General features: G+C 67.0%; 21 protein-coding genes. 10 read left to right on the top strand and 11 right to left on the bottom strand.

The window, feature by feature from the left end; translation table 11 throughout:
- Nucleotide 1 precedes the first annotated feature (1 nt).
- From ACU0DV_RS03460 to ACU0DV_RS03445, 4 genes are read right to left on the bottom strand one after another with little or no spacing between them, the layout of a single operon-like run.
- The gene (locus ACU0DV_RS03460) at nucleotides 2-1,267 is read right to left on the bottom strand and encodes a glycerate kinase type-2 family protein (protein WP_446241049.1); all 1,266 of its coding nucleotides are present in this window, start codon (nucleotides 1,265-1,267) and stop codon (nucleotides 2-4) included.
- Nucleotides 1,260-2,684: a carnitine 3-dehydrogenase gene (locus ACU0DV_RS03455; protein ID WP_446241048.1), complete on the bottom strand. Its 1,425-nt coding sequence runs from the start codon at nucleotides 2,682-2,684 to the stop codon at nucleotides 1,260-1,262. The genes ACU0DV_RS03460 and ACU0DV_RS03455 overlap by 8 nt, the downstream gene beginning before the upstream one ends.
- A 13-nt stretch (nucleotides 2,685-2,697) precedes the next feature.
- Entirely contained in the window at nucleotides 2,698-3,144 is a 447-nt protein-coding gene (locus ACU0DV_RS03450; RefSeq protein WP_254698223.1) for a lipocalin, read from the bottom strand.
- Nucleotides 3,141-3,767 carry an SGNH/GDSL hydrolase family protein gene (locus tag ACU0DV_RS03445; RefSeq protein WP_446241047.1) on the bottom strand — a complete coding sequence of 209 codons (627 nt, stop codon included), beginning with the start codon at nucleotides 3,765-3,767 and terminating at the stop codon, nucleotides 3,141-3,143. The genes ACU0DV_RS03450 and ACU0DV_RS03445 overlap by 4 nt, the downstream gene beginning before the upstream one ends.
- A 142-nt stretch (nucleotides 3,768-3,909) precedes the next feature.
- Between ACU0DV_RS03445 and ACU0DV_RS03440 the strand changes: the two genes are divergently transcribed.
- Nucleotides 3,910-4,167, top strand: coding sequence for a hypothetical protein (locus tag ACU0DV_RS03440; RefSeq protein ID WP_446241046.1), 258 nt, complete (start codon nucleotides 3,910-3,912; stop codon nucleotides 4,165-4,167).
- On the opposite strand, the gene ACU0DV_RS03435 is transcribed toward ACU0DV_RS03440, so the two are convergent.
- The 3 genes from ACU0DV_RS03435 to ACU0DV_RS03425 all read right to left on the bottom strand — a co-directional run bounded on the left by ACU0DV_RS03435 (nucleotide 4,126) and on the right by ACU0DV_RS03425 (nucleotide 6,759).
- The gene (locus ACU0DV_RS03435) at nucleotides 4,126-4,836 is read right to left on the bottom strand and encodes an RlmE family RNA methyltransferase (RefSeq protein WP_100930484.1); all 711 of its coding nucleotides are present in this window, start codon (nucleotides 4,834-4,836) and stop codon (nucleotides 4,126-4,128) included. The genes ACU0DV_RS03440 and ACU0DV_RS03435 overlap by 42 nt on opposite strands.
- Nucleotides 4,837-4,921: 85 nt before the next feature.
- A complete protein-coding gene (locus tag ACU0DV_RS03430; RefSeq protein ID WP_100930483.1) occupies nucleotides 4,922-6,034 on the bottom strand; it encodes a Ppx/GppA phosphatase family protein in 1,113 nt (370 codons plus the stop codon).
- A 44-nt stretch (nucleotides 6,035-6,078) separates the two neighbouring features.
- Nucleotides 6,079-6,759, bottom strand: a complete 681-nt coding sequence (locus tag ACU0DV_RS03425) for a sulfotransferase family 2 domain-containing protein (protein WP_283983396.1) — start codon at nucleotides 6,757-6,759, stop codon at nucleotides 6,079-6,081.
- 250 nt (nucleotides 6,760-7,009) lie between these two features.
- On the opposite strand from ACU0DV_RS03425, the gene ACU0DV_RS03420 reads away from it, so the two are divergent.
- Genes ACU0DV_RS03420 through ACU0DV_RS03405 form a run of 4 tightly spaced genes read left to right on the top strand, consistent with a single transcriptional unit; the run spans nucleotide 7,010 to nucleotide 10,033 of the window.
- Nucleotides 7,010-7,339 (top strand): virulence factor, encoded by a 330-nt coding sequence (locus ACU0DV_RS03420; RefSeq protein ID WP_100930481.1) that lies wholly within the window; start codon nucleotides 7,010-7,012, stop codon nucleotides 7,337-7,339.
- Between the two features lie 26 nt (nucleotides 7,340-7,365).
- Entirely contained in the window at nucleotides 7,366-8,298 is a 933-nt protein-coding gene (locus tag ACU0DV_RS03415) for a methylenetetrahydrofolate reductase (RefSeq protein ID WP_446241045.1), read from the top strand.
- Nucleotides 8,295-8,963 carry an HAD family hydrolase gene (locus ACU0DV_RS03410; protein WP_446241044.1) on the top strand — a complete coding sequence of 223 codons (669 nt, stop codon included), beginning with the start codon at nucleotides 8,295-8,297 and terminating at the stop codon, nucleotides 8,961-8,963. The genes ACU0DV_RS03415 and ACU0DV_RS03410 overlap by 4 nt, the downstream gene beginning before the upstream one ends.
- A complete protein-coding gene (locus tag ACU0DV_RS03405) occupies nucleotides 8,960-10,033 on the top strand; it encodes a methyltetrahydrofolate cobalamin methyltransferase (protein ID WP_100930478.1) in 1,074 nt (357 codons plus the stop codon). The genes ACU0DV_RS03410 and ACU0DV_RS03405 overlap by 4 nt, the downstream gene beginning before the upstream one ends.
- Before the next feature lie 250 nt (nucleotides 10,034-10,283).
- Here the strand turns inward: ACU0DV_RS03405 and ACU0DV_RS03400 are convergent, their stop codons facing one another.
- From ACU0DV_RS03400 to ACU0DV_RS03390, 3 genes are all read right to left on the bottom strand, one after another.
- Nucleotides 10,284-10,538 (bottom strand): excalibur calcium-binding domain-containing protein, encoded by a 255-nt coding sequence (locus tag ACU0DV_RS03400; RefSeq protein ID WP_100930477.1) that lies wholly within the window; start codon nucleotides 10,536-10,538, stop codon nucleotides 10,284-10,286.
- 131 nt (nucleotides 10,539-10,669) lie between these two features.
- The gene (gene mfd, locus ACU0DV_RS03395; protein WP_446241043.1) at nucleotides 10,670-14,149 is read right to left on the bottom strand and encodes a transcription-repair coupling factor; all 3,480 of its coding nucleotides are present in this window, start codon (nucleotides 14,147-14,149) and stop codon (nucleotides 10,670-10,672) included.
- Nucleotides 14,150-14,551: 402 nt separating this feature from the next.
- Nucleotides 14,552-15,079, bottom strand: a complete 528-nt coding sequence (locus ACU0DV_RS03390; RefSeq protein ID WP_100930476.1) for a component of SufBCD complex — start codon at nucleotides 15,077-15,079, stop codon at nucleotides 14,552-14,554.
- A 213-nt stretch (nucleotides 15,080-15,292) separates the two neighbouring features.
- Between ACU0DV_RS03390 and thpD the strand changes: the two genes are divergently transcribed.
- The 4 genes from thpD to ACU0DV_RS03370 all read left to right on the top strand — a co-directional run bounded on the left by thpD (nucleotide 15,293) and on the right by ACU0DV_RS03370 (nucleotide 20,586).
- Nucleotides 15,293-16,228, top strand: coding sequence for an ectoine hydroxylase (gene thpD / locus ACU0DV_RS03385; protein WP_446241042.1), 936 nt, complete (start codon nucleotides 15,293-15,295; stop codon nucleotides 16,226-16,228).
- Nucleotides 16,229-16,333: 105 nt separating this feature from the next.
- Nucleotides 16,334-17,329 (top strand): porphobilinogen synthase, encoded by a 996-nt coding sequence (gene hemB / locus ACU0DV_RS03380; protein ID WP_283983401.1) that lies wholly within the window; start codon nucleotides 16,334-16,336, stop codon nucleotides 17,327-17,329.
- Between the two features lie 263 nt (nucleotides 17,330-17,592).
- Entirely contained in the window at nucleotides 17,593-18,147 is a 555-nt protein-coding gene (locus ACU0DV_RS03375; RefSeq protein WP_100930473.1) for a lipid-binding SYLF domain-containing protein, read from the top strand.
- A 126-nt stretch (nucleotides 18,148-18,273) separates the two neighbouring features.
- On the top strand, nucleotides 18,274-20,586 hold the full coding sequence (locus tag ACU0DV_RS03370; protein WP_446241041.1) for a PBP1A family penicillin-binding protein: 2,313 nt from the start codon (nucleotides 18,274-18,276) through the stop codon (nucleotides 20,584-20,586).
- A gap of 62 nt (nucleotides 20,587-20,648) precedes the next feature.
- On the opposite strand, the gene ACU0DV_RS03365 is transcribed toward ACU0DV_RS03370, so the two are convergent.
- Nucleotides 20,649-20,918 carry an usg protein gene (locus tag ACU0DV_RS03365; protein ID WP_100930471.1) on the bottom strand — a complete coding sequence of 90 codons (270 nt, stop codon included), beginning with the start codon at nucleotides 20,916-20,918 and terminating at the stop codon, nucleotides 20,649-20,651.
- Nucleotides 20,919-21,110: 192 nt separating this feature from the next.
- Between ACU0DV_RS03365 and gyrA the strand changes: the two genes are divergently transcribed.
- The gene (gyrA, locus tag ACU0DV_RS03360; protein ID WP_446241040.1) at nucleotides 21,111-23,843 is read left to right on the top strand and encodes a DNA gyrase subunit A; all 2,733 of its coding nucleotides are present in this window, start codon (nucleotides 21,111-21,113) and stop codon (nucleotides 23,841-23,843) included.
- Nucleotides 23,844-23,858: the final 15 nt, after the last annotated feature.

Below are 23,858 nucleotides of genomic sequence, written 5' to 3'. Positions count from 1 at the left end.
GTCAGGTTTCAGCTTCGATGAATATCGCCCTGAAATCGTTGACGTTTGTCCCGGTTGGCCCGGGCGCGAAGATGTCACCAATTGCGTCGAAGGCGCCGTAGGGATCCTGCTTACGAACGAAGTCGCGCGGGTCGTGCCCCGCTTCGCGCAGCCGCGCCATACTCTGACCGTCGCAGAAGGCCCCTGCATTGTCTTCGGTGCCGTCGATGCCGTCGGTATCCGCCGCCAATGCGCTGATCGGCATCCCCTCTGTGCCAAGGGCAAACCCCAGCAGAAACGCGGTGTTGCGACCGCCGCGGCCCGGGGTTTCGCCCAGCGTCACGGTGGTTTCGCCGCCTGACAGCATGACAACCGGCGGTTTGAAAGGACGACCCCGGCGGGCCACCTCGCGCGCAATGGCGGCGTGCACCGAGCCGACATCGCCCGCCTCACCCTCGATGGCATCCGACAGGATCACCGGCGTGATGCCCGCTGCCTCGGCCTTGGCCGCCGCCGCTTCGAGCGATAAGCGGGCCGACGCCACGACCCGGACCACGTTGCGTTCAAAGGCCGGGTCCATCGGTGAGGGTGCCGCGGCGGCCTCCGTCGCGATGTGGGCCATGACCTTTTCCGGCAGGGCGATGTTGCGCGCCCGGATCATCGCCAGCGCGTCTTCGCGCGTGACCCAGTCGGGTACCGTCGGACCAGAGGCGACCTGCGCCGGATCGTCCCCCGGCACGTCCGAGACCACCAGCGACACGACCTGCGCCGGTGCTGCGGCAGCGGCCAGACGCCCGCCTTTTATCCGGCTCACATGCTTGCGGATCGCGTTCATCACCCCGATGGGCGCGCCGGACGCCAGAAGCGCGCGGTTCAGCGCCTGTTCGTCCTCAAGCGTCAGACCTTCGGGCGGGGCGGGCAGCAGGGCCGAGCCGCCACCGCAGACCAGCGCCACGACCAGATCGCCGGGCGTCAGGCCGGAGACGGCGTTGAACACCTCCTCCGTCGCGGCGAGACCGGCGGCATCCGGCACCGGGTGCGCGGCCTCGATCACCTTCAGGTGCTTGCAGGGCGCGGCATAGCCGTAGCGGGTGACGACGACGCCCTCTACCGGGTCTCCCCACAGCTCTTCGAAGGCGGCCGCAAGTTGCGCGGCGCCCTTGCCTAAGGCGACGACCACGGTGCGCCCCGGCGGTTTCGGAGGCAACACGTCGCGCAGCGCCTGCATGGGATCGGCGGCGGCCACGGCGGCCTCGAACAGATCGGTCAGAAAGGCGCGCTTATCCATCGGTCATCTCCTCTTGGCGGGCATGGGCGGCGGCCAGCCGTTCAACGGCCTCTAGCACATGCGGCAGCGGCGGACAGGACCGGCGCGTCTCGAGGGAAACATGCAGCATGAACTGGTCGCAGGTCGACAGGATTGCATCGTCCGAAGCGCGCTTCATCTCGTGCCATAGGCGCAGCTTCTTGCCCTCCCCCTGCGTGACGCGCGTTTCAACGTAAAACTCTTCCCCCGCAATGGTTTCGGCGAGATACTTGATGTTGTTTTCGGCGGTGAAATAGCTGTGGCCCGCCGCGATGTAGGCCCGGTCGGCCCCGATGTGGGTCATCAGCTCTTCGGACGCGTCGGAGAACACCTGCCCGTAGCGGCCTTCGTTCATGTGGCGGTTCATGTCGGTCCAGTCGACCGGTACGGTGCGACGGACGGTCACCAGCGGCACGCCGTCGCCAAGGTCGCCGCGCAGGGTCGCGTCGTGGTCGAGAATCAGCTTGCCCGCCGCCGCCTCGCGGCCCTTGAGCGCCCGCAGGATCGCCACGAGATTGTCGTCCCGCTGACGCTCCAGCTCGCGGATGGAGAACTGGCCCGACTGCGCGTCCGACTGGTCGGCGATCAGGTCGACCAGCTCGTCGGTGAACTCGGGCACGTCCATCAGCTTGGTCCAGGGCCACGACAGGCACGGCCCGAACTGCGCCATGAAGTGCCGCATCCCCGCTTCGCCGCCCGCGACGCGGTAGGTCTCGAACAGGCCCATCTGCGCCCAGCGAAGGCCGAACCCGTAGCGGATGGCATTGTCGATCTCTTCGGTGGTGGCGATGCCGTCCTTGACCAGCCACAACGCCTCGCGCCAGACGGCCTCGAGGAAACGGTCGGCGATATGGGCGTCGATCTCGGCGCGCACATGCAGGGGATACATGCCGATCTCGGTCAGGATGGTGCGCGCGCGGACCACCGTCGCATCGTCCGCCCCGCCCGGCACCAGTTCGACAAGCGGCAGCAGGTAGACCGGGTTGAACGGATGCGCGACGACGATCTGTCCGGGCCGCGTGGCGCCCTGCTGCAACTCGGAGGGTTTGAACCCGCTGGTGGAGGAGCCCAGGACCGCACCTTCGGGCGCATGGGCCTGGATTTCGCGGATGACCCTGTGCTTGAGGTCGAGCCGTTCAGGCACGCTTTCCTCGATGTAATCGGCGCCTGTGACCGCCTCCGCCAGATCCTTGTGGAAGGTGATCTTGCCGCGCTTCGGCATCGGCGCCTCGTAGAGCATCGGCAACGCGCGGGCGGCGCCGGCCATCACCTCTGCGATCTTGCGCTCCGCCTCCGGATCGGGATCGAAGATCCGCACGTCCCAGCCCATCAGTGCAAAGCGCGCGGCCCAGCCGCCGCCGATCACCCCGCCGCCGACGATGGTGGCTATCTTCGTCATGTGACGCTCTCCCTCATTTCATCACCCGGGTCAGGTCGTACCCGTACCACTCCAGGATGTCCCGTGCTGCGTTCAGCCGTTCTCCGGGGCGGCCCGTCCGGTCGAGAATGGCGAACCAAGCGCCCCCCGGCGCGCCCATGGCCAGCGTCCGGTCGTCATCGTCCAGCCAGTGCACCCAGACCTCCGTCTCGCCCGAGGCGAAGCGGCCTTGCCCCTTCGGCACGAAGGCCTCCGCATACGGGCCGATCTGCAGGGCGCCGTTGCCCATGCGGACCGGGGTGCCGGGCCGCGCCCGGCTGCTTTGCACCACGACCCACTGGCCCTGGACGCGCGCGGGATCGGCGTTGACCTGCGACGCCACGGCGGTTGTCGGGTTGCGGACCGGGATCGGCGCATGCGGTGCCTGGGGCGCGACCGAACAGGCCGCCACAAGCAGGATCGCCGGCACTGCGCGGATCAAGACAGACGGGCCCGGATGGCGGGGGCCAACGCCTGTCCCAGCGCGATATGCGACTCAGGCTCCCAATGGACACCGTCCTTCGGCGACACGGTGGCGTATTGGCCCGCATCGAAGAACCCGATGCCCTGACGTCCGGCCATCTCTGCCAGCCGTTCGGTCAATCCCTGCTGTCGCGCCTCTGCCCCGAGGTAGGGCGCCTCAAGCGCGCCGCATTCGCGCACCGGGGCGGGCGCGATGACCATGAAGTCGGACACCACGGCCTCTGCCCTGCTCATGATGACCAGCCGTTCGACCGAGCGGGCGATCTCCCAGGCGGTGACCGAAAAGCGGTTCTTCAGGTCGTTGGTGCCAAGCATGATCAGCATAAGGTCGATGGGGCGGTGGGTGTGCAGGATCGCGGTCAGCACCGCCTGCCCGTTGCGGCAGCCGCCCTCAACCGGATCGTCGTGCACCGTGGTCCGACCGGGCAGGCCCTCCGGGATGACCTCGTGCCCGTCGCCCAGTTCCGCTGCCAGCACGTCGGGCCAGCGCTGGCCTTTCGGATGGCGCGCCTGACCGCCGGGCCGGTCCAGCGGCGCGGTCCCGTGCGTGTTGCTGTCGCCGAAGCATAAAATGACTGCCATGGTGCCTCCTTTGCGTGCAGTGAGACCCGGCTCGCGGCCATGGTCAATCCCCATGCCACCAAATCGCACCTCGACCGTCTTGGAATCGCCCCGGTCCCATGCAATTGAACACGTGGGGCACCCTTCTGCCGGGGGTATTTACGTGACCATCTCGACCGCCACTCACCAGCCGGAGCAGCGCTCCGGACGACACGCGCGCCTGTTCGACCTGCACCGCCAGACGCAGGCCCCGCGAGAGGCCCGGCCCGATCTGCTTGCGGCAGAGGACAGCCTGCGCATTCAGGCCAGTGCCGCGCAGTCGCTGACAGCGGGACCCCGGCGCAGGCCCAGCCTTCTGCGGGCCCTGCTGCGCCGGTTCTCAGCCCCGAAAGCCGGTGGCTACGACGAACTTTTCCGATGAATCCGAACGGCTTGCGGGCGGCTTGAAATTCGCCACCTTGTCGAACCGCTGCTTCAGGGTGGACTGGAGCGTGCCTTCGGCCCCGCCCGCCAGCACCTTGGCCACGAAGGTCCCGCCCTCTTCCAGCACGTCGAAGGCCAGTTCCGCCGCTGCCTCGCAGAGGGTGATAATGCGCAGGTGATCGGTCTGCTTGTGACCGGAGGAGGCCGCGGCCATGTCCGACATCACCACATCCGCGCTGCCGCCCAGCCAATCCTTCACCTTGTCGTCGGCCCCGTCTTCGAGGAAGTCGAGTTGGTGCAGTTCCACGCCGGCGATCGCGTCGACCTCCTGCAGGTCGATGCCAAGCACGAAACCCTGCGCCTTGCCGGGCTTCTCGCCAAGGGAATTGACCCGGCGCGCCGCCACCTGGCACCAGCCACCCGGCGCACAGCCCAGATCGACGACCCGCGCGCCGGGCACGAGGAAGCGGTACTTGTCGTCGATCTCGAGGATCTTGAAGGCCGCGCGGCCACGGTAGCCCTCTTCCTTCGCCCTCTTCACGTAGGGGTCGTTCAACTGACGTTGCAGCCAGAGGGTCGAGGACAGCTTGCGCCCCCGGGCGGTCTTTACCTTGACCTTCAGATCGCGCTGTCCGCGTCCGGATGAGTTCTTCGGCCCCTTCGCCATCGTGTCGCGACCCTGTCCTGTCAGTTCTGTGAAAACGGTCCGGGCGGCCGGTCAGCCCCCCGGCGCGCTCTTTCCGAGAAACCGTCTATAGCGGACCGTCTTCCAGAACGCCATCCGCCGACATTTGCGCGTAAAGCAGACCCTCGCGCAGGCCGCGGTCCGCCACGCTCAGCCGGTCGGTGGGCCAGAGCCGCAGCAGCGCCTGAAGGATGGCCGACCCCGACATGATGAGGGCGTGCCGGTCCGGCCCGATGCGAGGATCGCGGCGGCGCCCGGTCGGTCCCATCTCGAGGTAGTTCTGGATCACCGCCTCGATCTGGTCGGAGGACATGCGCAGCCCGTCGACCTTCGTGCGGTCGTAGCGCCGCAGCCCGAGGTGCGATGCCGCAACCGTGGTCACGGTCCCCGAAGTACCTACGATCTGGAACCCCTCGCGCGCCTGTTCGTCCTGATAAGGCGCGAATTCGGCGAGGTTTTCCTCGAAGTACCAGCTCATCAGAGCGTATCGCGCGGCGTCGTCCTGCACGTCCGAGAACTGGTCGCGCAGGGTCGCCACGCCGAGCGGCACGGAGATCCAGTCGACCACTTTCGCAGAGGGAAACGGCGAGGACGGCGGATGGAACCCGGCATGCAGCCGCATGATGGCGCGGGGCCGTTCACGCGGTTCGACTGCGCTGAGGTCGATCCACACCAGCTCTGTCGAGCCGCCGCCGATGTCCACCACCAGAAGCTGCTCTGTCTTGGTGGAGACGAGCGGCGCGCAGGAGATCACGGCAAGGCGGGCTTCTTCCTCGGGCTGGATGATCTCCAGCGTGAGGCCGGTGTCGCGCCGCACCTGCCGGATGAACTCGCGCGCGTTCTTGGCACGGCGGCAGGCCTCCGTCGCGACAAGCCGCATGCGCTGCACGTTGTGGCGTTCGATCTTCTGCTTGCAGACACGCAAAGCAGAGACCGTGCGCCCCATGGACGCACGGCTTAACCTTCCGGTCATCTCCAGCCCCTGCCCCAGCTGGACGGACTTGGAGAAGCTGTCGACCACATGAAACTGGCTGCCCTTCGGCTGGGCAATCAGCATGCGGCAACTGTTTGTTCCCAGATCCAGAGCCGCGTAGAGGGCATTCGGATCCGGGTCTGTCGGCGCGGGACTCTCAACCGGTCTCGGGAAAGCGCCCGCAGCCTTGGGACGCTTGGGCGCCATGATGATGCGCCTCTTCCGATCTCAACTTGATTTCAGGATACGCCTCAGTTCGGTATCGCGCAAGCCGCATGTATCTTAGATCCGAAGGGGTTGCGGAAGTAGCCCTTCAGGAGCGCGTATTCCTGTTCGAGGAAAGGCCGGATCGCATCCACCGTTTCGTCGAGCAAGTCGTCGAGCACCAGCTTGCGGCGCGTTGCATTGGCATGCGGCACCGTCAGCATCCGCCCGGTGCGCACCGAGAGGTCATGCTCCAGTTCGTCGAGCTCGGACGTGCGGTAGACGCGGTCGAAGTCCTCTTCGGGCTGGGGGCCGACAAAAAAGGCGGCGCTCATGCAGTGATGTTTCACCAGCGAGGAATGCATCTTGTAAGCTTCCAGATTCAGAAAGAAAAAGTCCGGATCCGGGTCGACGGGATAGCGCGCGGACTTGCGCAGGCGCGGGCTGTTCGACATCTCTTCGCGGTTGGCGACGATGTCGGTGTAACACGACATCAGCCGCTTTACCGGATCGCGGACGACGCAGAAGCGGAAGTAGTCGGCGTAGCGCACCCAGCGGTCGCTGCGGAAACGGCGGGTCGGGTAGACATCGTGCCAGACCTGCACGTCCGGCGTGTCGGGCTGCGACACGTCCGGGTCGACCTGCGCCAGCGTGCGCTTGACCGAGGTGCAGGCCGATTTCGGCAAGGGCGTGAAGGCCAGCCTGTATGCGTCCACCGTGATCGTCATCGCCCCGTCCCCTTCAGCCTCCGATTGAATGGTTAATCAAAGGTTTGGCCGGAAAATGCGGCGTCAATGGGTCGGGAGTCCTCAATCATTTCATCATTTTCCTGAAAACTTTGGGGCAAAGGTGCCGTTCACCTTCCGGTCTGTTTCACATAGGCTGTCGCTCATGATGCGTCACGGGTCGAAAACCGACACCGTCCGGCGCATCCCTGCAGGTAGAGAGACCTTCAGGCGAACAGGGGAATCGACGCTGATGAGCACGGAACTGACCATTGTCTACTGGCGGGACATCCCGGCGCAGGTGATCGTCGGCAAGGGCCGTCGCGGTGCCAAGGCACAATTGCCCGAGCGCTTCGAACAGGCGATCGACCGTGCCGCGATGAAATCCGGTGCGGCGGAAACCGACGCTTATCTGGCGGAGTGGCGCAAGGTGCCCTCCGGCGAGGTGGCGGGCGATCCGCAGGAGGCGGCGGCGGATGCGGCGGCGCGACTGGATGCGGAATACGACAGCGAGCGCCTCAAGACCCTGATCGCCAATGGTGGCTGGGCCGATGTTTCTGCGCAGGCGGAAAACCAGGCCTGAAGTTGATGACCCTGAAGGAGGCTCTCATGGCTTTGTTCCAATTTCGTAAACGCGAAGACCGCTCTTTCACCGAGACCCCGGGCAATGCCGCCATGGAGGCCTTCCTGAAGGGCTATTCCATCGAGGTCATGCCGCGCACGGCCTCCAAGGTGGAGAATTTCCGCGACCTGCTGCCGGAAGGCACCCGGGTCTACATCGCCCACATCGACGGCACCCCCATCGAGGAGATGGTCGCCACGGCAAAGCGTTTGTCGTCCGAGGGTTACAACGTGATGCCGCACTTCCCCGCGCGCATCATCAAGGACGCCGCGACGCTCGGGAACTGGATCGCCATGTACCAGGGCGAGGCCGGCGTCGAGCAGGCGCTGCTGCTGGCCGGCGGCGTGTCGGAGCCGCACGGCGACTTCCACTCCTCCATGCAGCTCATGGAAACCGGCCTGTTCGACAAGGCGGGCTTCAAACGCCTGCACGTGGCGGGCCACCCCGAGGGCAACAAGGACATCGACCCCGACGGCTCCGACCGTGCGGTGATGGAGGCGCTGCGCTGGAAGCAGTCGTTCTCGGAACGGACGGACGCGCAGATGGCGCTGGCCACGCAGTTCGCGTTCGAGGCGAAGCCGATCATCGAATGGGTCAACCGCCTGAATGCAGAGGGGATTTCCCTGCCCGTCCACATCGGGATCGCGGGTCCGGCCAAGCTACAGACGCTGATCAAGTTCGCCATCGCCTGCGGTGTCGGCCCCTCTCTCAAGGTGCTGCAGAAGCGCGCGATGGACGTGACCAAGCTGCTGCTGCCCTACGAGCCGACGGACGTCCTGGCAGAGCTGGCGGCCCACAAGGCGGCCAACCCGGCGTTCGGCATCGAGCAGGTGCACTTCTTCCCGCTGGGCGGCATCAAGACCAACGCCGAGTGGGCCATCGACAACGGCGGCGAAGCGGCGCGCCCGGCGAACGGATGACCAAACCCGCGCTGCTCTTCGACCTCGACGGCACCATGCTGGACACGGACGCGATCCACGCCCGTGTCTTTGCCGAAATGATGGCGCCTTACGGGATCGAGGTGACCCACGACTTCTACATGGCCAGGGTCCACGGCCGCCTGAACGTTGATATCTTTGCGGAAATCCTGCCCGACCTTGATGACCCGCAGGGCCTGTCGGAGGCGAAGGAGGCGGAGTTCCGCAATCGTCTGCCGCGTCCCTATCCGGGGATGCCGGGGGTTCAGGCGCTGGTCCGCGCGGCAGAGGCCGAGGGCTGGCGGCTGGCGGTTGTGACCAACGCCATGCGCGCCAACGCCGAGGCGATGCTGCAGGCCATCGAGTTGAGGGACGCCTTCGAAGTCATTGTAATCGGGGAAGAATGTGAGCGCGGCAAGCCCGATCCGATGCCCTACCGGGAGGCGATGCGCCAGCTTGGCGTGCCCCCCGGCCACTGCATCGCATTCGAGGACAGCCCCTCGGGGATGCGGGCTGCGGCGGGGTCCGGGGCCTATGCCATCGGCATCCGCTCCAGCCTGGACGATGCCACTTTGCGGGCCAGCGGCGCACGCGAAACACTACAGGATTTCAAGGACATATCGCTCGACGCTCTGTGCGCGCGATTGAAGGGAGAGACCACCACATGACCCGTACCGTCGTCGAGTCGAAGACCAAAACCGCGATCATCGGATTTGACCAGCCGTTCTGCGTGATCGGGGAGCGTATCAACCCGACCGGGCGCAAGATCCTCAACGAGGAACTGGAGCGCGGCGACTTTTCCCGCGTGGAGGCGGACGCCATCGCGCAGGTCGCGGCGGGGGCCACGGTGCTCGACATCAACTCCGGCGCGGTGTTCTCCAACAAGATGGCCGAGGACCCGCGCTATGCCGACAACAACTTTGTCGAGCCGGAGCTGATGCGCCAACTTGTCGAGTGTGTTCAAAAGGTTGTGGACGCTCCCTTGTGCATCGACTCCTCCGTTCCCGGCGCGCTGGAGAACGGGCTTGCCGCGGCAGAGGGGCGTCCGCTCCTGAACTCCGTCACCGGCGAGGAAGAGCGGCTGGAGCTGGTTCTGCCGCTGGTGAAGAAATACAACGTGCCGGTCGTGGCGATCTCGAACGACGACACGGGCATCAGCGAGGACCCGGAGGTCCGCTTTGCCGTCGCCAAGAAAATCGTCCAGCGCGCGGCCGATTTCGGCATCCCGGCACACGATATTGTGGTCGACCCGCTTGTCATGCCCATCGGTGCGATGGCCACGGCTGGTCATCAGGTGTTTACCTTGGTTAGGCGCCTGCGCGAGGAGCTGGGCGTGAACACCACCTGCGGCGCGTCCAACATCAGCTTCGGCCTGCCCAACCGGCACGGCATCAACAATGCCTTCCTGCCGATGGCGATGGGCGCGGGCATGACCTCCGCGATCATGAACCCGGTGGCGCTGCCGATCAACGCGGCCAAGATTGCCGAGAAGAAACAACAGGTTGAAGCCGCGGGCATCATCCTGCCCGAGGACATGGACGACGAAACCTTCGTCACCCTGTTCGGCATGGGGTCGACCAAGCCGCGTCCCGGCAAGGAGATGGAGGCCATCCGCGCCGCCAACCTGCTGACCAACCACGACGACGGTGGCGCGGCCTGGATTTCCTTTAACAAACCCGCCGGTGAAGCCGGTGGCGGTGCCGGCGGGCGCCGTGGCGGGCGTCGCCGCCGGGCCTGAGCGTCCGCGCACCGGCCCCACACCACGTCAAGACATGCGGCGCGCGGCCTGTTAACCGCGCGCCGTTTACGTTTTGGAAAGGTGAGTCCCGGCCGGTTCGGCCCCCTGAACCGGCCGGTTGTTAACCATCGCCCCGGCCCCGGGGCGCCCCATTCGGGATCAGCCAGACCGTTTTCCGGTGCGACGCAGGATTTCCGCACCAGCGGTCATCACGACCGCGTGAACGCCGGGCCGAAAGGCAGGAAAAACCTCAGCAGCGGGAGCGGCAGAGGTTTTCGCAGGGGATGCCGTCGTGATCGCCGTCCCGCTTCGACTGACCGCACTGGATCAGCTTGAAGCAGGCCTCCTCGCAGGAGCGCAGTTGCTTGCAGCTCACGTCCCGGCAGTCGTAGGCCTGCGCGGTCTGGTAAGGCGCCAGCCGCGACCGCAGGTCGGCGGCCGTGAGCGGTTCCGCCGTGGCGGAGGACGTGGTGGCGATGAGAAGAAGGACCGTGAGAACTCGCATGGTGAACACCCGTTAACGTTTCGTTCATATACGTTAACGGAGCGGCCCCGCCCGCCAAACAGGAAACGCCGCCGCACCACGCGGTTTTCCCGGCGGCACGCGGTCGCAGACCCACAGGCGCATGACCGGTGTCAGGCCTTTTCGGCGCGCTTCTTCAGGACGCCCGCGTGTTCGGCCAGATCGCGGGCGATGGCGAAGGCGCCCTGGATCTTGTCGCGGTCCTTCTTCCAGTCGCGGCGGACGACGATCTTGTTGTCCTTGATCTTCGCCAGCCCCTTCTGGTCGTTGATGAAGGCCACCAGCCCCTCGGGCGAGGCGAACTTGTCGTTGTGGAACTGGATCGTCGCGCCCTTCGGCCCGCCGTCGAGCTTGGCGATGCCCGCGCGCTTGCACATCGCCTTGATGCGCACCACCAGAAGAAGGGTGTTCACCTCGCGCGGGAGCTTGCCGAAGCGGTCGATCAGCTCGGCGGCAAAGCCTTCCAGCTCCACCTTTGTGGTCAGCGACGACAGGCGGCGGTACAGGCCCAGCCGCACGTCGAGGTCGGGCACGTAGTCTTCGGGGATCAGCACCGGCACGCCGAGGTTGATCTGCGGCGCCCACTGGCCGTCTTCCTCGGTCAGGCCCTCCATCTCGCCGGAGCGGATCTTGGAGATCGCCTCCTCCAGCATGGACTGGTACAACTCGTAGCCCACGTCGCGCATCTGGCCGGACTGTTCCTCGCCCAGGAGGTTGCCCGCGCCGCGGATGTCGAGGTCCTGCGAGGCGAGGCTGAAGCCCGCGCCCAGCATGTCGATGGCCCCCAGCACGCGCAGGCGTTTCTCGGCGGTGGCGGTCAGCTTTGCGCGCGGCTTCGTCGTCAGGTAGCAGTAGGCGCGGGTCTTGGACCGGCCCACCCTGCCCCGGATCTGGTAGAGCTGGCTGAGGCCGAACATGTCGGCGCGGTGCACGATCATGGTGTTGGCGGTCGGGATGTCGAGGCCGGATTCCACGATGGTGGTGGCCACCAGCACGTCGTACTTGCCGTCGTAGAAGGCGTTCATCCGCTCGTCGAGGTCGCCCGCCGCCATCTGGCCGTGCGCCACGACGTAGGAACATTCGGGGACCTGTTCCTTCAGGAATTCCTCGATCTCCGGCAGGTCGGTGATCTTCGGCACGACGACGAAGGACTGCCCGCCGCGGTAGTGTTCGCGCAGGAGCGCCTCGCGCACGGTGACGGGATCGAATTCCGAGACATAGGTGCGGATCGACAGGCGGTCGACCGGCGGCGTGCCGATGATCGACAGGTCGCGTACCCCGGTCAGAGAAAGCTGCAGCGTGCGCGGGATCGGCGTGGCGGTGAGCGTCAGCACGTGGATGTCGGAGCGCAGCTGTTTCAGCCGTTCCTTGTGCTGCACGCCGAAGCGCTGCTCCTCGTCGATGATCAAGAGGCCGAGGTTCTGGAAGCGGATGTTCTTGGCCAGAAGCGCATGGGTGCCGATGGCGATATCGACGGTGCCCTTGGCGATGCCCTCGCGCGTCTTGGCGGCCTGCTTGGCCGGGACGAAGCGCGACAGGGCCGCGACCTCGAGCGGGAAGCCGCGGAAGCGTTCGGCAAAGGACTTGTAGTGTTGACGGGCGAGCAGCGTCGTGGGTGCGATCACCGCCACCTGCACGCCGGACATGGCGGCGACGAAGGCGGCGCGCATCGCGACTTCGGTCTTGCCGAAGCCCACGTCGCCGCAGATCAGCCGGTCCATCGGCTGGCCGGACTGGAGGTCGGCCATCACGTCCTCGATGGCGGCAAGCTGGTCGTCGGTTTCGGAGTACGGGAAGCGCGCGGCAAAGCTCTCGTAGGCGCCCGGCGGCGGGTCGAGCATCGGCGCCTTGCGCAGCGCGCGTTCGGCGGCGATCCGGATCAGCCGGTCGGCCATCTCGCGGATGCGTTCCTTGAGCTTGGCCTTCTTCGCCTGCCACGCGCCGCCGCCCAGCCGGTCGAGCAGACCCTCGTCGTGGCCATACTTGGACAGCAGCTCGATGTTCTCGACGGGCAGGTAGAGCTTCGCGTCCTCGGCGTATTGCAGCAGCAGGCATTCGTGCGGGCTGCCCGCGGCGGTGATGACCTCCATCCCCATGTAGCGGCCGATGCCGTGGTCGACGTGCACCACGAGGTCGCCCGGAGACAGCGACTGGTGTTCGGTCAGGAAGTTCTCGGCCTTGCGGCGCTTCGCGGGTTTGCGGATCAGCCGGTCGCCCAGCACGTCCTGTTCCGAGACCACGGTGATCCGGCCCTTGTCGCCCGCGGCCTCCCACGGGGCCTCGAACCCGGTGTCGAGCGCCCAGACCGCAAGGTGCAGCCCGCGTTTGCCGACACGCGTGGCGTTGGAGATCGGGATGACCTCGGCGAGGCCCTCGTCCTCGATCAGGCCGGTCAGGCGTTCGCGCGCCCCTTCGGACCAGGACGCGATGACGACCGGGCCCTGATCCAGCTTCTTCTTGACGTGGTCGGCGAGGGCGGCAAACAGGCTGATGTTCTCCTGCTGGCGCTCGGGGGCGAAGTTGCGCCCGATGCGCCCGCCCGCGTCCACCACGCCCGGCCCGGTGGCCTGCGGCAGCGGATGGAACTGCACGCGGCGGCGGTCGCCGATCGCCTGTTCCCACGCGCTGTCATCGAGGTAGAGCAGGTCCGGCGGGACGGGCTTGTAGACCGTGCTGCCCAGCGTCTTCTTCTGCGAGAGCGCGTGCTTGCGGGTCTCGTACTGGTCGGCGATGCTGTCCCAGCGCGACAGCCGCGCGGGCGTCAGCTGGTCGTCCATCAGCACCGGCGCCCCCGGCAGGTAGTCGAAGAGCGTTTCCAGCCGGTCGTGGAAGAACGGCAGCCAGTGTTCGATCCCGGCGTGCTTGCGGCCGGCGCTCACCGCCTCGTAAAGCGGGTCGTCGGTGCCCGCCGCGCCGAACTCGATCCGGTAGTTCTGGCGGAAGCGCAGGATCGCCGCCTCGTCGAGGATCACCTCGGACACCGGCGCCAGTTCCACCACGTCGAGCTTTTCCGTCGTCCGCTGGGAGGCCGCGTCGAAGCGGCGCGCGCCCTCCAGCGTGTCGCCGAAGAAGTCGAGCCGCACGGGCCCGCCCTCGCCCGGCGGGTAGATGTCGATGATGCCGCCGCGGATGGCGTAATCGCCGGGCTCCGTCACCGTGGGCGCCTGGCTGAACCCCATGCGCACGAGGAAGGCGCGCAGCGCCTCCTCGTCGACACGGTCGCCCACGCGGGCGGTGAAGGCCGCCTCGCGCAGCACCTCGCGGGCGGGCAGGCGCTGCATCGCCGCGCCCAGCGTCGTCAGGAGGACAAAGCGGTCCGGCATGCCGTGCGCCAGCCCCGCCAGCGTCGCCATGCGCGCCGCCGAGATATCGGCATTGGGCGACACCCGGTCATAGGGCACGCAGTCCCAGGCGGGGAAGACCACAACCGGCATGTCCGGGGCAAAGAAGGCCAGCGCATCGCGCATCGCCGCCAGCCGCTTGTCGTCGCGGGCGATGTGCACCACCGGCCCACCCGCCTTCGCCACTTCGCCCAGCACGAGCCGCGCGTCAAAGCCCTCCGGGGCGCCGCCGATGATCACCTGTCCAGCCATGCCGCCCCAGATGGCCCGACCGTGCGGCGCCGTCAAGCAAGACCTCTCCGTCCCCCGCCGTCACCGATCCAGCGCAAGGGCCCGGCACACGCGCCCCCGCACCGGCCCGACCGCCGCCAGCTTTCTTCCGGAGCCGTCCCTCGCCTGTCGATGCCCCGACGGGGGCGGCGCGCCGGGACAAGCCAAATCGCCGAGGGGCCCCCGCAAGGGGGATACGGCTATTTTGCTTGGCGCGGGGCGACGACCCTGTCAGGCAGCAAGACGGCGAGGGACGGCATCGGCAGAAAGCAGGGTTTTCTTCTGGTGAGTCCCGAAGCCCTCCCCGGGAAGGACATTGCACGCAGCTGCCCACGAAGGACCGGCCCGACGTAGGGCGGGGCTATGCGCCGCCCTGCCCGGCGCTCAGCCGCCGAGCACGCCGATGGAGAGGTTCTGGAACATCCCCCAGAGCGCGGTGACGAAGATCGACACCAGTCCGATCATCTGGGTGATGACCCGGTGCACCCGGAGGCGGCGCCAGAGCGGCTCTCCGGATTGCTCGCCCGCGCGGATGCGGCGCGCGGAATAGACGCTCAGCAGCCCCACCAGCGTCATCGGGAAGCCCAGCAGGAACAGCGCCTGCGCCAGTTCCACCCCGTACCAGAATCCGAGGATCGCGGCGCCCGACAGGAAGGCCGACGTCAGGGCCGAGAGGAACAGACCGGATTCGTCGACGATGTAGAGAAAGCGGTTGGTGTTGATGCGCACCAGGTCCTCGAGGTCCTGCTCTGCCTGCCCGCCGCTGCGGCGCGCGCGGGCGACCATGTCGAAGGGCACGCCCAGCACCCAGTGGCTGGTCGAGGACCACAGGACGGCAAGGACGATCCAGAACCAGAGGTTGGAGAAGGACCGCATGTCGATCACTTCGAACACCGTGCCGTACCAGTCCATGCCTGCCTTTTCCCTGCTGCTTTTCGGACTTACTACCGCGCGTCCGCGCAAATGCCCAGCGACAAACAGTCGGGACCCGCGGGCGGCGTTGACGTGGCTTCCTTCCCCGGCGGCGGGTGCACACAGGATGGAACCCGGGGCGGGTCCCGTGCGCTGAGGAAGCAGACGGATGCTTGATCGTCCGTCGCCGAAAACCAATCACAGGAGGAACCAATGCCGCTGGAATACGCGCCCGATCCCGCATGCGCTGATGCCTACCCCACCCGTGCCCCCGAGCGGGAGCGCTGGATGGAGCGTGAGGACCCGGTGCTCTGGCAGGACTGGGAGGCGGATGCGCCGATCACCCGCGAGGAGGCCGCATTCTTCGAGAGGAACGGCTATCTGGTGCTGAAGGACCTGTTCACCCCGGCCGAGGTGCAGGCGCTGGTCGCCCGCGCCGGAGATATCAGGTCGCGGCTGGCGGGCAGCGATGCCGATCACGTCGTCACCGAACCGGGCGGCGACGCGGTGCGCACCGTCTTTCAACTGGAGGCGGAAGACGCGCTGATGGACAGGCTTTCCCGCGACGCCCGGCTGGCGGGGATCGCCCGCTTCATCCTGGGCGACGAGGTGGCGATCCACCAGTCGCGCCTGAACTACAAGCCGGGCTTCACCGGCAAGGAGTTCTACTGGCACTCGGACTTCGAGACATGGCACGCGGAGGACGGGATGCCCCGGATGCGCGCGCTGTCGGCCTCGCTCTTGCTGACCGACAACGTGGCGCACAACGGCGCGCTGATGCTGATGCCCGGGTCGCACAAGACCTACGTGTCCTGCCGGGGCGAGACGCCCGAGGACAATCACAAGTCCTCGCTCGCACGCCAGGAGGTGGGCACGCCCTCGCAGGAGAGCCTTGCCGACATGGCACGCCTTTGCGGGATCGACGATGCGGAGGGGCCGGCGGGCACGCTGATCCTGTTCGACTGCAACACGCTGCACGGCTCGAACGGGAACATCACGCCCAGCCCGCGCTCCAACGCGTTCTTCGTCTACAACGCCGTGTCGAACGCGCCCGTGGCGCCGTTTGCCGCCCCCGCACCGCGCCCGGACTACCTGGCCCGCCGCGGCACGCCCGAGGCGCTTGAGGTGCGCGAGGGCGCCCTGGCCTGACGGAACCGCCCCTGCGGCCCGCCCCAATTCGTCGCGGGCGGGCCACTGGACAAGCGGGGACCGCGGGTGCATCCCTTTTGCGCGCGAAGCCAAAGGAGATGCCAGATGCACAGCCACGCCCCCTTCCCCGCCCTGCGACTTCGCCGTCTGCGCCGCACGCCCGCGCTTCGCGCGCTTGTGGCCGAGACGGTGCTGAGCCCGGCGGACTTCATCTGGCCGGTCTTCGTACGCGACGGCGAGGGCGTGTCGGAGCCGATCCATTCCATGCCCGGGGTGAACCGGCTGTCGGTCGACAAGGTGGTGGAAGCCGCGCGCGAGGCCCATGCGCTGGGCATCCCGGCGATCTGCCTGTTTCCCTATACCGACCCCGCCCTCAAGACCAAGGACTGCGCCGAGGCCTGGAACCCCGAGAACCTGTCGAACCGCGCCACCCGTGCGATCAAGGCGGCGGTGCCGGATATCGCGGTGATGACCGACGTGGCGCTCGACCCGTACAGCATCGACGGGCATGACGGCTTTGTGGAGGACGGGGTGATCGTCAACGACCGCACCGTCGAGGCGCTGGTGAAGCAGGCGCTGTCCCAGGCCGAGGCGGGCGCCGACATCATCGGGCCCTCGGACATGATGGACGGGCGCATCGGCGCGATCCGCACCGCGCTGGAGAGCGCGGGCCATCAGGACGTGCTTCTGCTGAGCTACGCGGCCAAGTATGCCTCTGCCTTCTACGGGCCGTTCCGCGATGCGGTGGGCGCGTCCGGCGCGCTCAAGGGCGACAAGAAGACCTACCAGCAGGACCCGGGCAATTCCGACGAGGCGATGCGGCTGATCGCCCGCGATCTGGGCGAAGGCGCGGACATGATCATGGTAAAGCCGGGGATGCCGTATCTGGACATCTGCCGCCGCGCCAAGGACACCTTCGGCGCGCCGACCTTCGCCTACCAGGTGTCGGGCGAATACGCGATGCTGGCGGGTGCCGGCGAACGCGGCTGGGTCGACGGCCAGAAGGTGATGATGGAAAGCCTGACCGCCTTCAAACGCGCGGGCTGCGACGGGGTGCTGACCTACTTCGCCCCCGCCGCCGCGCGTCTGCTGAACGGCTGAGGCGCGCTGGGCGCTATTGGCGCCCGGCTGCTGCCCCGTCAACGATTTCAACGCCTTGCAGAGGGGCGGCGGCTGACGCCGCGTCCGCCGGCCTGCGCCGGGCAAGGCGGCCCCTGCCCGTTTCCCCATCGCCTGCCCCCATCAATAGCGGGTCTTCGCGCATCGACCACAAGTTGAGGTGACAAGCCGCCCGCGCGCGCGTATAAAAGGCGCAACCGGCGGCACAGCCGGACGAACGAGGCATCGGCAGAAAAGAGCACACCATGACACATACGCGACGCGACGTATTTCTCGGCCTTGGGGCCGTGGGCCTTTTGGGCGCCTGCGCCAACGGCGTCGGCGGCAACGGCGGGGCAACCATCGACGCGAGGGTCGACTCCACGCTTGCACAGCTTTACGGCGACTACCCCGCGACCCGGCAACTGGCGGAGAAATCCGCAGGCCAGCTTGTCATGCCGCTGGTGACGGAAGCGGGTCTTGGCTTTGGCGGCGGCGGCGGCAACGGCGCGCTGCGCATCGGTGGCGCGACGGTCGACTATTACAACATGGTCAAGGCGTCGGGCGGTCTTCAGATCGGTGTCCAGCAGTACAGCCATGTCCTGTTCTTCATGACCGACGACGCGCTGCAGACGTTCCGCCGTTCCGGCGGTTTCGCCGCGGGCGCCGGTATTGCCTATGCCACCCCGCAAAAGGGCGAGGCGCTGGCGGCCGAGACGACCACGTCGCTTGCGCCGGTGATCGCGGTGATCTTCGGCCAGTCCGGCCTGCGGGTCGGCGCGACGCTGGAAGGCGTGAAATACACGCGCATCATTCCCTGACCTGACCGGACAAGATGCCCCAAACGGCAGCGCGGCCACACCGGCCGCGCCTTTGCGGCAAATTTTTGTATCAGGCGGGAACGGTAGAGGGCTCCGGGCATTGGTCTTTCGACAGGAGAGACCAGAATGACCAGCGAGCAAAAGTCACAGGACCGTCCGTCCACCTCCCGCAACGCCATCCGGCACCACGGCAAGCAGCTATTCGGCGGCGCGCGGACCTTCGGGTCGGGCGTCGGGCGCAGGCTGGGCCGCACCGGCTGGAAGACGCGCACGGCCCTTGCGCTGGGCACCGTGGCCTTCTTGGGCGCCGCCAGCGTGTCGGTGGCGGTTGCCTCCCTCGACGATCTGGACGCGCTCGAAGCGCGGCGCGAGCGGCCCCTGCGGCTGGAGGACGCCACCGGCGGGCCGCTGTTTGCCCGCGGCGAGCGCCCCGCCGATTACGCCACCATCGAGCGCATTCCCGACACGCTGGAAAACGCCGTCATCGCCATCGAGGACCAGCGGTTCCGCGATCACGGCGGGCTGGACTATCGGTCCATCGGGCGGGCCTTCTGGACCAACGCCGCCGCCGGAGAGATCGTTCAGGGCGGCAGCACCATCTCGCAACAGCTTGTGAAGATCAGCTACCTTGAGCCGGAGCGCACCTACAAGCGCAAGCTGCACGAGGCGCTGCTGACCCGCGAACTGGAATCGGCGCACACCAAGGACGAGATCCTCGAGATGTATCTCAACCGGGTGTACCTCGGCAGCGGCGCCTACGGGATGCCCTCTGCCGCGCAGGTGTACTTCGGCAAGCCGATCGACGACCTGAGCCTTGCGGAAAGCGCGCTTCTGGCGGCGTCGATCCAGGCGCCGTCCATCGTGAACCCGCGCAACGACATGGAAGCGGCGCGCGACCGCGCGCAGGTGGTGATCCGCGCCATGGTTGCGAGCGGCAGCATCGACGAGAACGCCGCCAACGCGGCACTGGCCGAGCTGACGGTGATGGCGCCCTCCTCTGGCGAGCAGCCCTATGGCGGCTGGTTCGCGGACATCGCGGCGCGTCAGGGCGAACAGCTGGCGGCGCGGTTCTCTGGTGCCGGTGCGCTGCGCACAACGCTCGATCCCGAATTGCAGCGGCTGGCGGAGCGTGCCGTTCAGACCCGGCTGGCGGGCCTGCCGATGGAGGCGGCGCTGGTCGCCCTGCGTCCCGATGGCAGCGTCGCGGCGCTGGTCGGCGGCAAGGACTACCAGGTGAGCCAGTTCAACCGGGCGACACAGGCGCAGCGGCAGCCGGGGTCGACCTTCAAGACCTTCGTTTACCTGACCGCGCTGGCCGACGGCTACAGCCCCGGCACGGTGATTTCCGACCGGCCCGTCGACATCGACGGCTACGCGCCTGAGAACTTCGGCGGCCGGTTCTACGGCGACGTGCAGATGGCCACCGCCTTTGCCAAGTCGATGAACGCGGCGACCGTGCGGCTGGCGATGGACGTGGGATTGGCCGACGTGGTGAAGACCGCGCGGCTGCTGGGCATCGACGCCGAGCTGTCGGAGACGCCGTCGGTCGCGCTTGGCGCCTCGGGCGTGTCGCTGCTGGACCTTACGGCGGCCTATGGCGCCATCGCCACCGGGCGCGCGCCGTTCGAGACGCATTTCGTGAGCGGCATCACCGCGGGCAACGAACAGACCTACTATCCGTTCAAGTGGAAGACGCCGCAGATGACCGGCCGCACCGCGCAGCTGATGAACGCGCGCGCCGACATGGCGGCGATGCTGCGGGCCGTGGTGACGGACGGCACGGGCAAGGCGGTGGCGGATGTTCCCGGCGCCGTGGGCAAGACCGGCACCAGCCAGAACTTCCGCGACGCGCTGTTCGTCGGCTGGAACGACGCGCTGATCGTGGGCGTCTGGGTCGGCAACGACGACAATTCGCCCATGGACGAGGTCACCGGCGGCTCGATCCCGGCGGAGATCTGGTCGGACTTCCTGACCGCGGCGCAGGGCATGGACGTGAGCATCCCGCAGGTGGCGGAGCCCCGCGCGGTGGAGCCGGAGTCGGTCGCGCCCGGCACCCCTGACCCTGCTGCCAGTGGCACGCAGGCGGTTGTCGCCGCCGTGCGGTCCGAGCCGGGCGAGGCGGAAGCGGTGGCGCGTGACGACCGCTCAGAGCTGGAGATCGCGCTGGGGGCTGCCCTCTCGCGGATGGAGAACGACGGACGTGTGCGCGGCAAGGACATCGAGGAGCTGCGCCGCACGGTGGAGCGCGAGTTGCAGGACGGCGACGTGCACGGGCTGCGCGAGTTCGTGATCCGGTCCTGGGCCGACTCCGTGGGCCAGACCACCGCTCAGCAGCAGTGCAACATCCGCGCCTGCCAGCGTGCCTACCGTTCGTTCCGCGCGTCAGACTGCACGTTCCAGCCCTACGGTGGCGGACCGCGGGAGATCTGTACGCAGTAACGCGCCGGATCGGGCTTTCACACAAGGGCGGCCACGGGTCGCCCTTGTGCCGTTTCAGCCCCTCAGTGGTAGCGGAATTCACCCACCACGTTGCGCCATTCGCCCGGCGAGATCATCTTGCGGTGGGTGAAACGGATGGAGTGCAGCGGCCCCTCGATCCTGTCCTGCCAGAACTCGATGAAGCCGAAAAGCTTCGGGTGGTCCGGCGCCAGGTCGTAATCCTGCCAGACGAAGGTGTTCAGCACGTTGCGGTAATCCGGCATGCGATAGAAGATCTCTGCCGTGGTGAGCCCGTAGCCTTTCAGCATCAATTCCGTTTCGGTCATCTGCATCTTGTTAGCCCTTGGAGTTTGCCGTAAGGACATGGTGCCGAGACCGTTATTACTTTTCAATGAAAACAGTGTGTTAGCAGGCATATCCGGTGGCTGCCAAAAGCACTGCACCCCGCGCCATTGCACCCCATATCCTGCATCTGATATAAGAGCGCCAACAAGATATGGCAGAATGACGGACAGGCTCCAGACGTGACCGATACGCCCGAACCCCCTGAAAACGAAGAAGAAAAGCGTCCGAGCTACATCGGCCCCTCGATCTCCATCGAAGAAGAGATGAAGTCGAGCTATCTCGATTACGCGATGAGCGTGATCGTGAGCCGGGCGATTCCGGACCTGCGCGACGGCCTAAAACCTGTGCACCGGCGCATCCTCTACGCGATGCACGAAGGCGGTTACACGCCCGACAAGTCGTACCGGAAGTCGGCGAAATCCGTGGGCGAGGTGATGGGCAACTATCACCCGCACGGCGATTCCGCGATCTACGACGCGCTGGTCCGCATGGCGCAGGACTTCTCCATGTCGCTGCCGCTGATCGACGGCCAGGGCAACTTCGGCTCCATGGACGGCGACCCGCCGGCGGCCATGCGTTACACCGAAAGCCGGCTGGCGAAATCGGCGCTGCAGTTGCTGGTGGATATCGACAAGGAAACCGTCGATTTCCAGGACAACTACGACGGCAAGGAACGTGAGCCCACGGTCCTGCCCGCCCGCTATCCCAACGTGCTGGTCAACGGTGCCGAAGGCATCGCCGTCGGCATGGCGACCCGCATCCCGCCGCACAACCTCGGCGAGGTGATCGACGCGACGCTGGCGCTGATGGACAACCCCGACCTCAGCTCCGAAGACCTGATGGAATGGGTCAAGGGCCCGGACTTCCCCACCGGGGGCATCATGCTGGGCCGGTCCGGCGCGCGGAAGGCCTACCTCGAAGGGCGCGGTTCGGTCATCATCCGTGCCACCACCCGGGTCGAGGAGATCCGCAAGGACCGCTATGCCATCGTCATCAGCGCCATTCCCTACCAGGTGAACAAGGCCACGATGATCGAGCGCATCGCCGAGGCCGCGCGCGACAAGAAGATCGAGGGCATCGCCCACGTCCAGGACGAATCCGACCGCGATGGCGTGCGGGTCGTGGTGGAACTGAAGCGCGACGCCACCGCCGAGGTGGTGCTGAACCAGCTTTTCCGCTTTACCCCGATGCAGACCTCCTTTGGCTGCAACATGCTGGCGCTGAACGGCGGCAAGCCCGAGCAGCTGACGCTGCGCGGCTTCCTGTCGGCGTTCCTCGACTTCCGCGAGGACGTGGTCGCCCGCCGCACCGCCTACCTGCTGCGCAAGGCACGGGAACGGTCGCACGTGCTGTGCGGTCTGGCGGTGGCGGTGTCGAACGTCGACGAGGTCGTGGCGACGATCCGGTCGTCGGCCGATGCGGCGGAGGCCCGGCAGCGGCTGATGGAGCGGCGCTGGCCCGCGCACGAGATCCTGCCCTACATCGCGCTGATCGACGATCCGACCCACAAGGCCAACGAGGACGGCACCTACAACCTGTCCGAAACGCAGGCCCGCGCGATCCTCGACCTGCGCCTGCAGCGCCTGACCCAGATCGGTGTCAAGGAAGTCACCGACGAGCTGGAAGACCTGGCCTCCAAGATCAAGGACTACCTTGAGATCCTGTCGAGCCGCGAGCGGATCACCGGCATCATCCGCGAGGAAATGACCGCCATCCGCGACGAGTTTGCCGTGCCCCGCCGCACGGAGATCGTCGACTGGGCCGGCGACCTCGACGACGAGGACCTGATCGAGCGCGAGGACATGGTCGTGACCGTCACCGCGGGCGGCTACATCAAGCGCACCGCGCTGGCTGACTTCCGCGCGCAGAAGCGCGGCGGCAAGGGGCTGTCCGGTGGCGGGCTGAAGGAGGACGACGTCGTCACGACGCTGTTCGTCGCCAACACCCACACGCAGCTTCTGTTCTTCACGACCGACGGCATGGTCTACAAGCTGAAGACATGGCGCCTGCCGCTGGGCGGACGCACGTCGAAGGGCAAGGCGATCGTCAACATCCTGCCGATCCCGGCAGGGGTTTCCATCGCCGCGATCATGCCCGTGGACCGGGACGAGGACGAGTGGGACGACCTGCAGATCGTCTTTGCGACCTCCAAGGGTTCGGTCCGCCGCAACCGGCTGTCGGATTTCACCAACGTCATGCGCAACGGCAAGATCGCGATGAAGTTCGAGGGCGAGGACGAGAACACCCGCCTGATCAACGCGCGCATCTGTTCGGAGGATGACGACGTGATGCTGGTCACCAACTCCGGCCGGGCGATCCGTTTCCCGGTGCCGGAGGTGCGGGTCTTCAACTCGCGCAATTCGACCGGCGTGCGCGGCATCCGCCTGATGAACGGCGACGAGGTGGTTTCGATGTCGGTGATCCGCCACTTCGAGGCGGAGTCGGACGAACGCGCCAGCTATCTCAAGATGCGCCGCCTGATGGCCGGCGTGACAGACGACGAGGCCGGCGACGAGGAAGGCGATGCGGACACGCCGCTGCCGCAGGAACGCTATGCGGAGATGTCGGCGGTCGAGAACCTGATCCTGACCGTCACCGCCAAGGGCCTGGGCAAGCTGTCGTCCTCGCACGATTACCCGGTACGCGGACGTGGCGGCCAGGGTGTCACCGCGTGGGAGAAATCCATGCGCGGCGGCGATATCGTGGCCTCCTTCCCGGTGGAACAGGGCGACCAGATCATGCTGGCGACCTCTACCGGCCAGTCGATCCGGGTGCCGGTGGACGGCATCTCGTTCCGGTCGCGGAGCGCGGGCGGCGTGCGGGTGTTCAACACCGGCGCGGGCGAAACCGTGGTGTCCGTGGCATGGATCGCGGACCAGGCCGACGAAGAGCCGGAGGACAGCGCCGACTGACACGGGCGCCCTTTG

This window comes from Sagittula sp., from assembly GCF_052825245.1.
The sequence above is the reverse complement of the archived record's forward strand: the minus strand, read 5'-3'. Positions and strand labels throughout refer to the sequence as shown.

Coding starts and splice junctions, on each gene's coding strand:
- ACU0DV_RS03460 (WP_446241049.1), bottom strand. CDS start 1,267: ATGGATAAGCGCGCCTTTCTGACCGATCTGTTCGAGGCCGCCGTGGCC.
- ACU0DV_RS03455 (WP_446241048.1), bottom strand. CDS start 2,684: ATGACGAAGATAGCCACCATCGTCGGCGGCGGGGTGATCGGCGGCGGC.
- ACU0DV_RS03445 (WP_446241047.1), bottom strand. CDS start 3,767: ATGGCAGTCATTTTATGCTTCGGCGACAGCAACACGCACGGGACCGCG.
- ACU0DV_RS03435 (WP_100930484.1), bottom strand. CDS start 4,836: ATGGCGAAGGGGCCGAAGAACTCATCCGGACGCGGACAGCGCGATCTG.
- ACU0DV_RS03430 (WP_100930483.1), bottom strand. CDS start 6,034: ATGGCGCCCAAGCGTCCCAAGGCTGCGGGCGCTTTCCCGAGACCGGTT.
- ACU0DV_RS03425 (WP_283983396.1), bottom strand. CDS start 6,759: ATGACGATCACGGTGGACGCATACAGGCTGGCCTTCACGCCCTTGCCG.
- ACU0DV_RS03420 (WP_100930481.1), top strand. CDS start 7,010: ATGAGCACGGAACTGACCATTGTCTACTGGCGGGACATCCCGGCGCAG.
- ACU0DV_RS03415 (WP_446241045.1), top strand. CDS start 7,366: ATGGCTTTGTTCCAATTTCGTAAACGCGAAGACCGCTCTTTCACCGAG.
- ACU0DV_RS03410 (WP_446241044.1), top strand. CDS start 8,295: ATGACCAAACCCGCGCTGCTCTTCGACCTCGACGGCACCATGCTGGAC.
- ACU0DV_RS03405 (WP_100930478.1), top strand. CDS start 8,960: ATGACCCGTACCGTCGTCGAGTCGAAGACCAAAACCGCGATCATCGGA.
- ACU0DV_RS03400 (WP_100930477.1), bottom strand. CDS start 10,538: ATGCGAGTTCTCACGGTCCTTCTTCTCATCGCCACCACGTCCTCCGCC.
- mfd (WP_446241043.1), bottom strand. CDS start 14,149: ATGGCTGGACAGGTGATCATCGGCGGCGCCCCGGAGGGCTTTGACGCG.
- ACU0DV_RS03390 (WP_100930476.1), bottom strand. CDS start 15,079: ATGGACTGGTACGGCACGGTGTTCGAAGTGATCGACATGCGGTCCTTC.
- thpD (WP_446241042.1), top strand. CDS start 15,293: ATGCCGCTGGAATACGCGCCCGATCCCGCATGCGCTGATGCCTACCCC.
- hemB (WP_283983401.1), top strand. CDS start 16,334: ATGCACAGCCACGCCCCCTTCCCCGCCCTGCGACTTCGCCGTCTGCGC.
- ACU0DV_RS03375 (WP_100930473.1), top strand. CDS start 17,593: ATGACACATACGCGACGCGACGTATTTCTCGGCCTTGGGGCCGTGGGC.
- ACU0DV_RS03370 (WP_446241041.1), top strand. CDS start 18,274: ATGACCAGCGAGCAAAAGTCACAGGACCGTCCGTCCACCTCCCGCAAC.
- ACU0DV_RS03365 (WP_100930471.1), bottom strand. CDS start 20,918: ATGCAGATGACCGAAACGGAATTGATGCTGAAAGGCTACGGGCTCACC.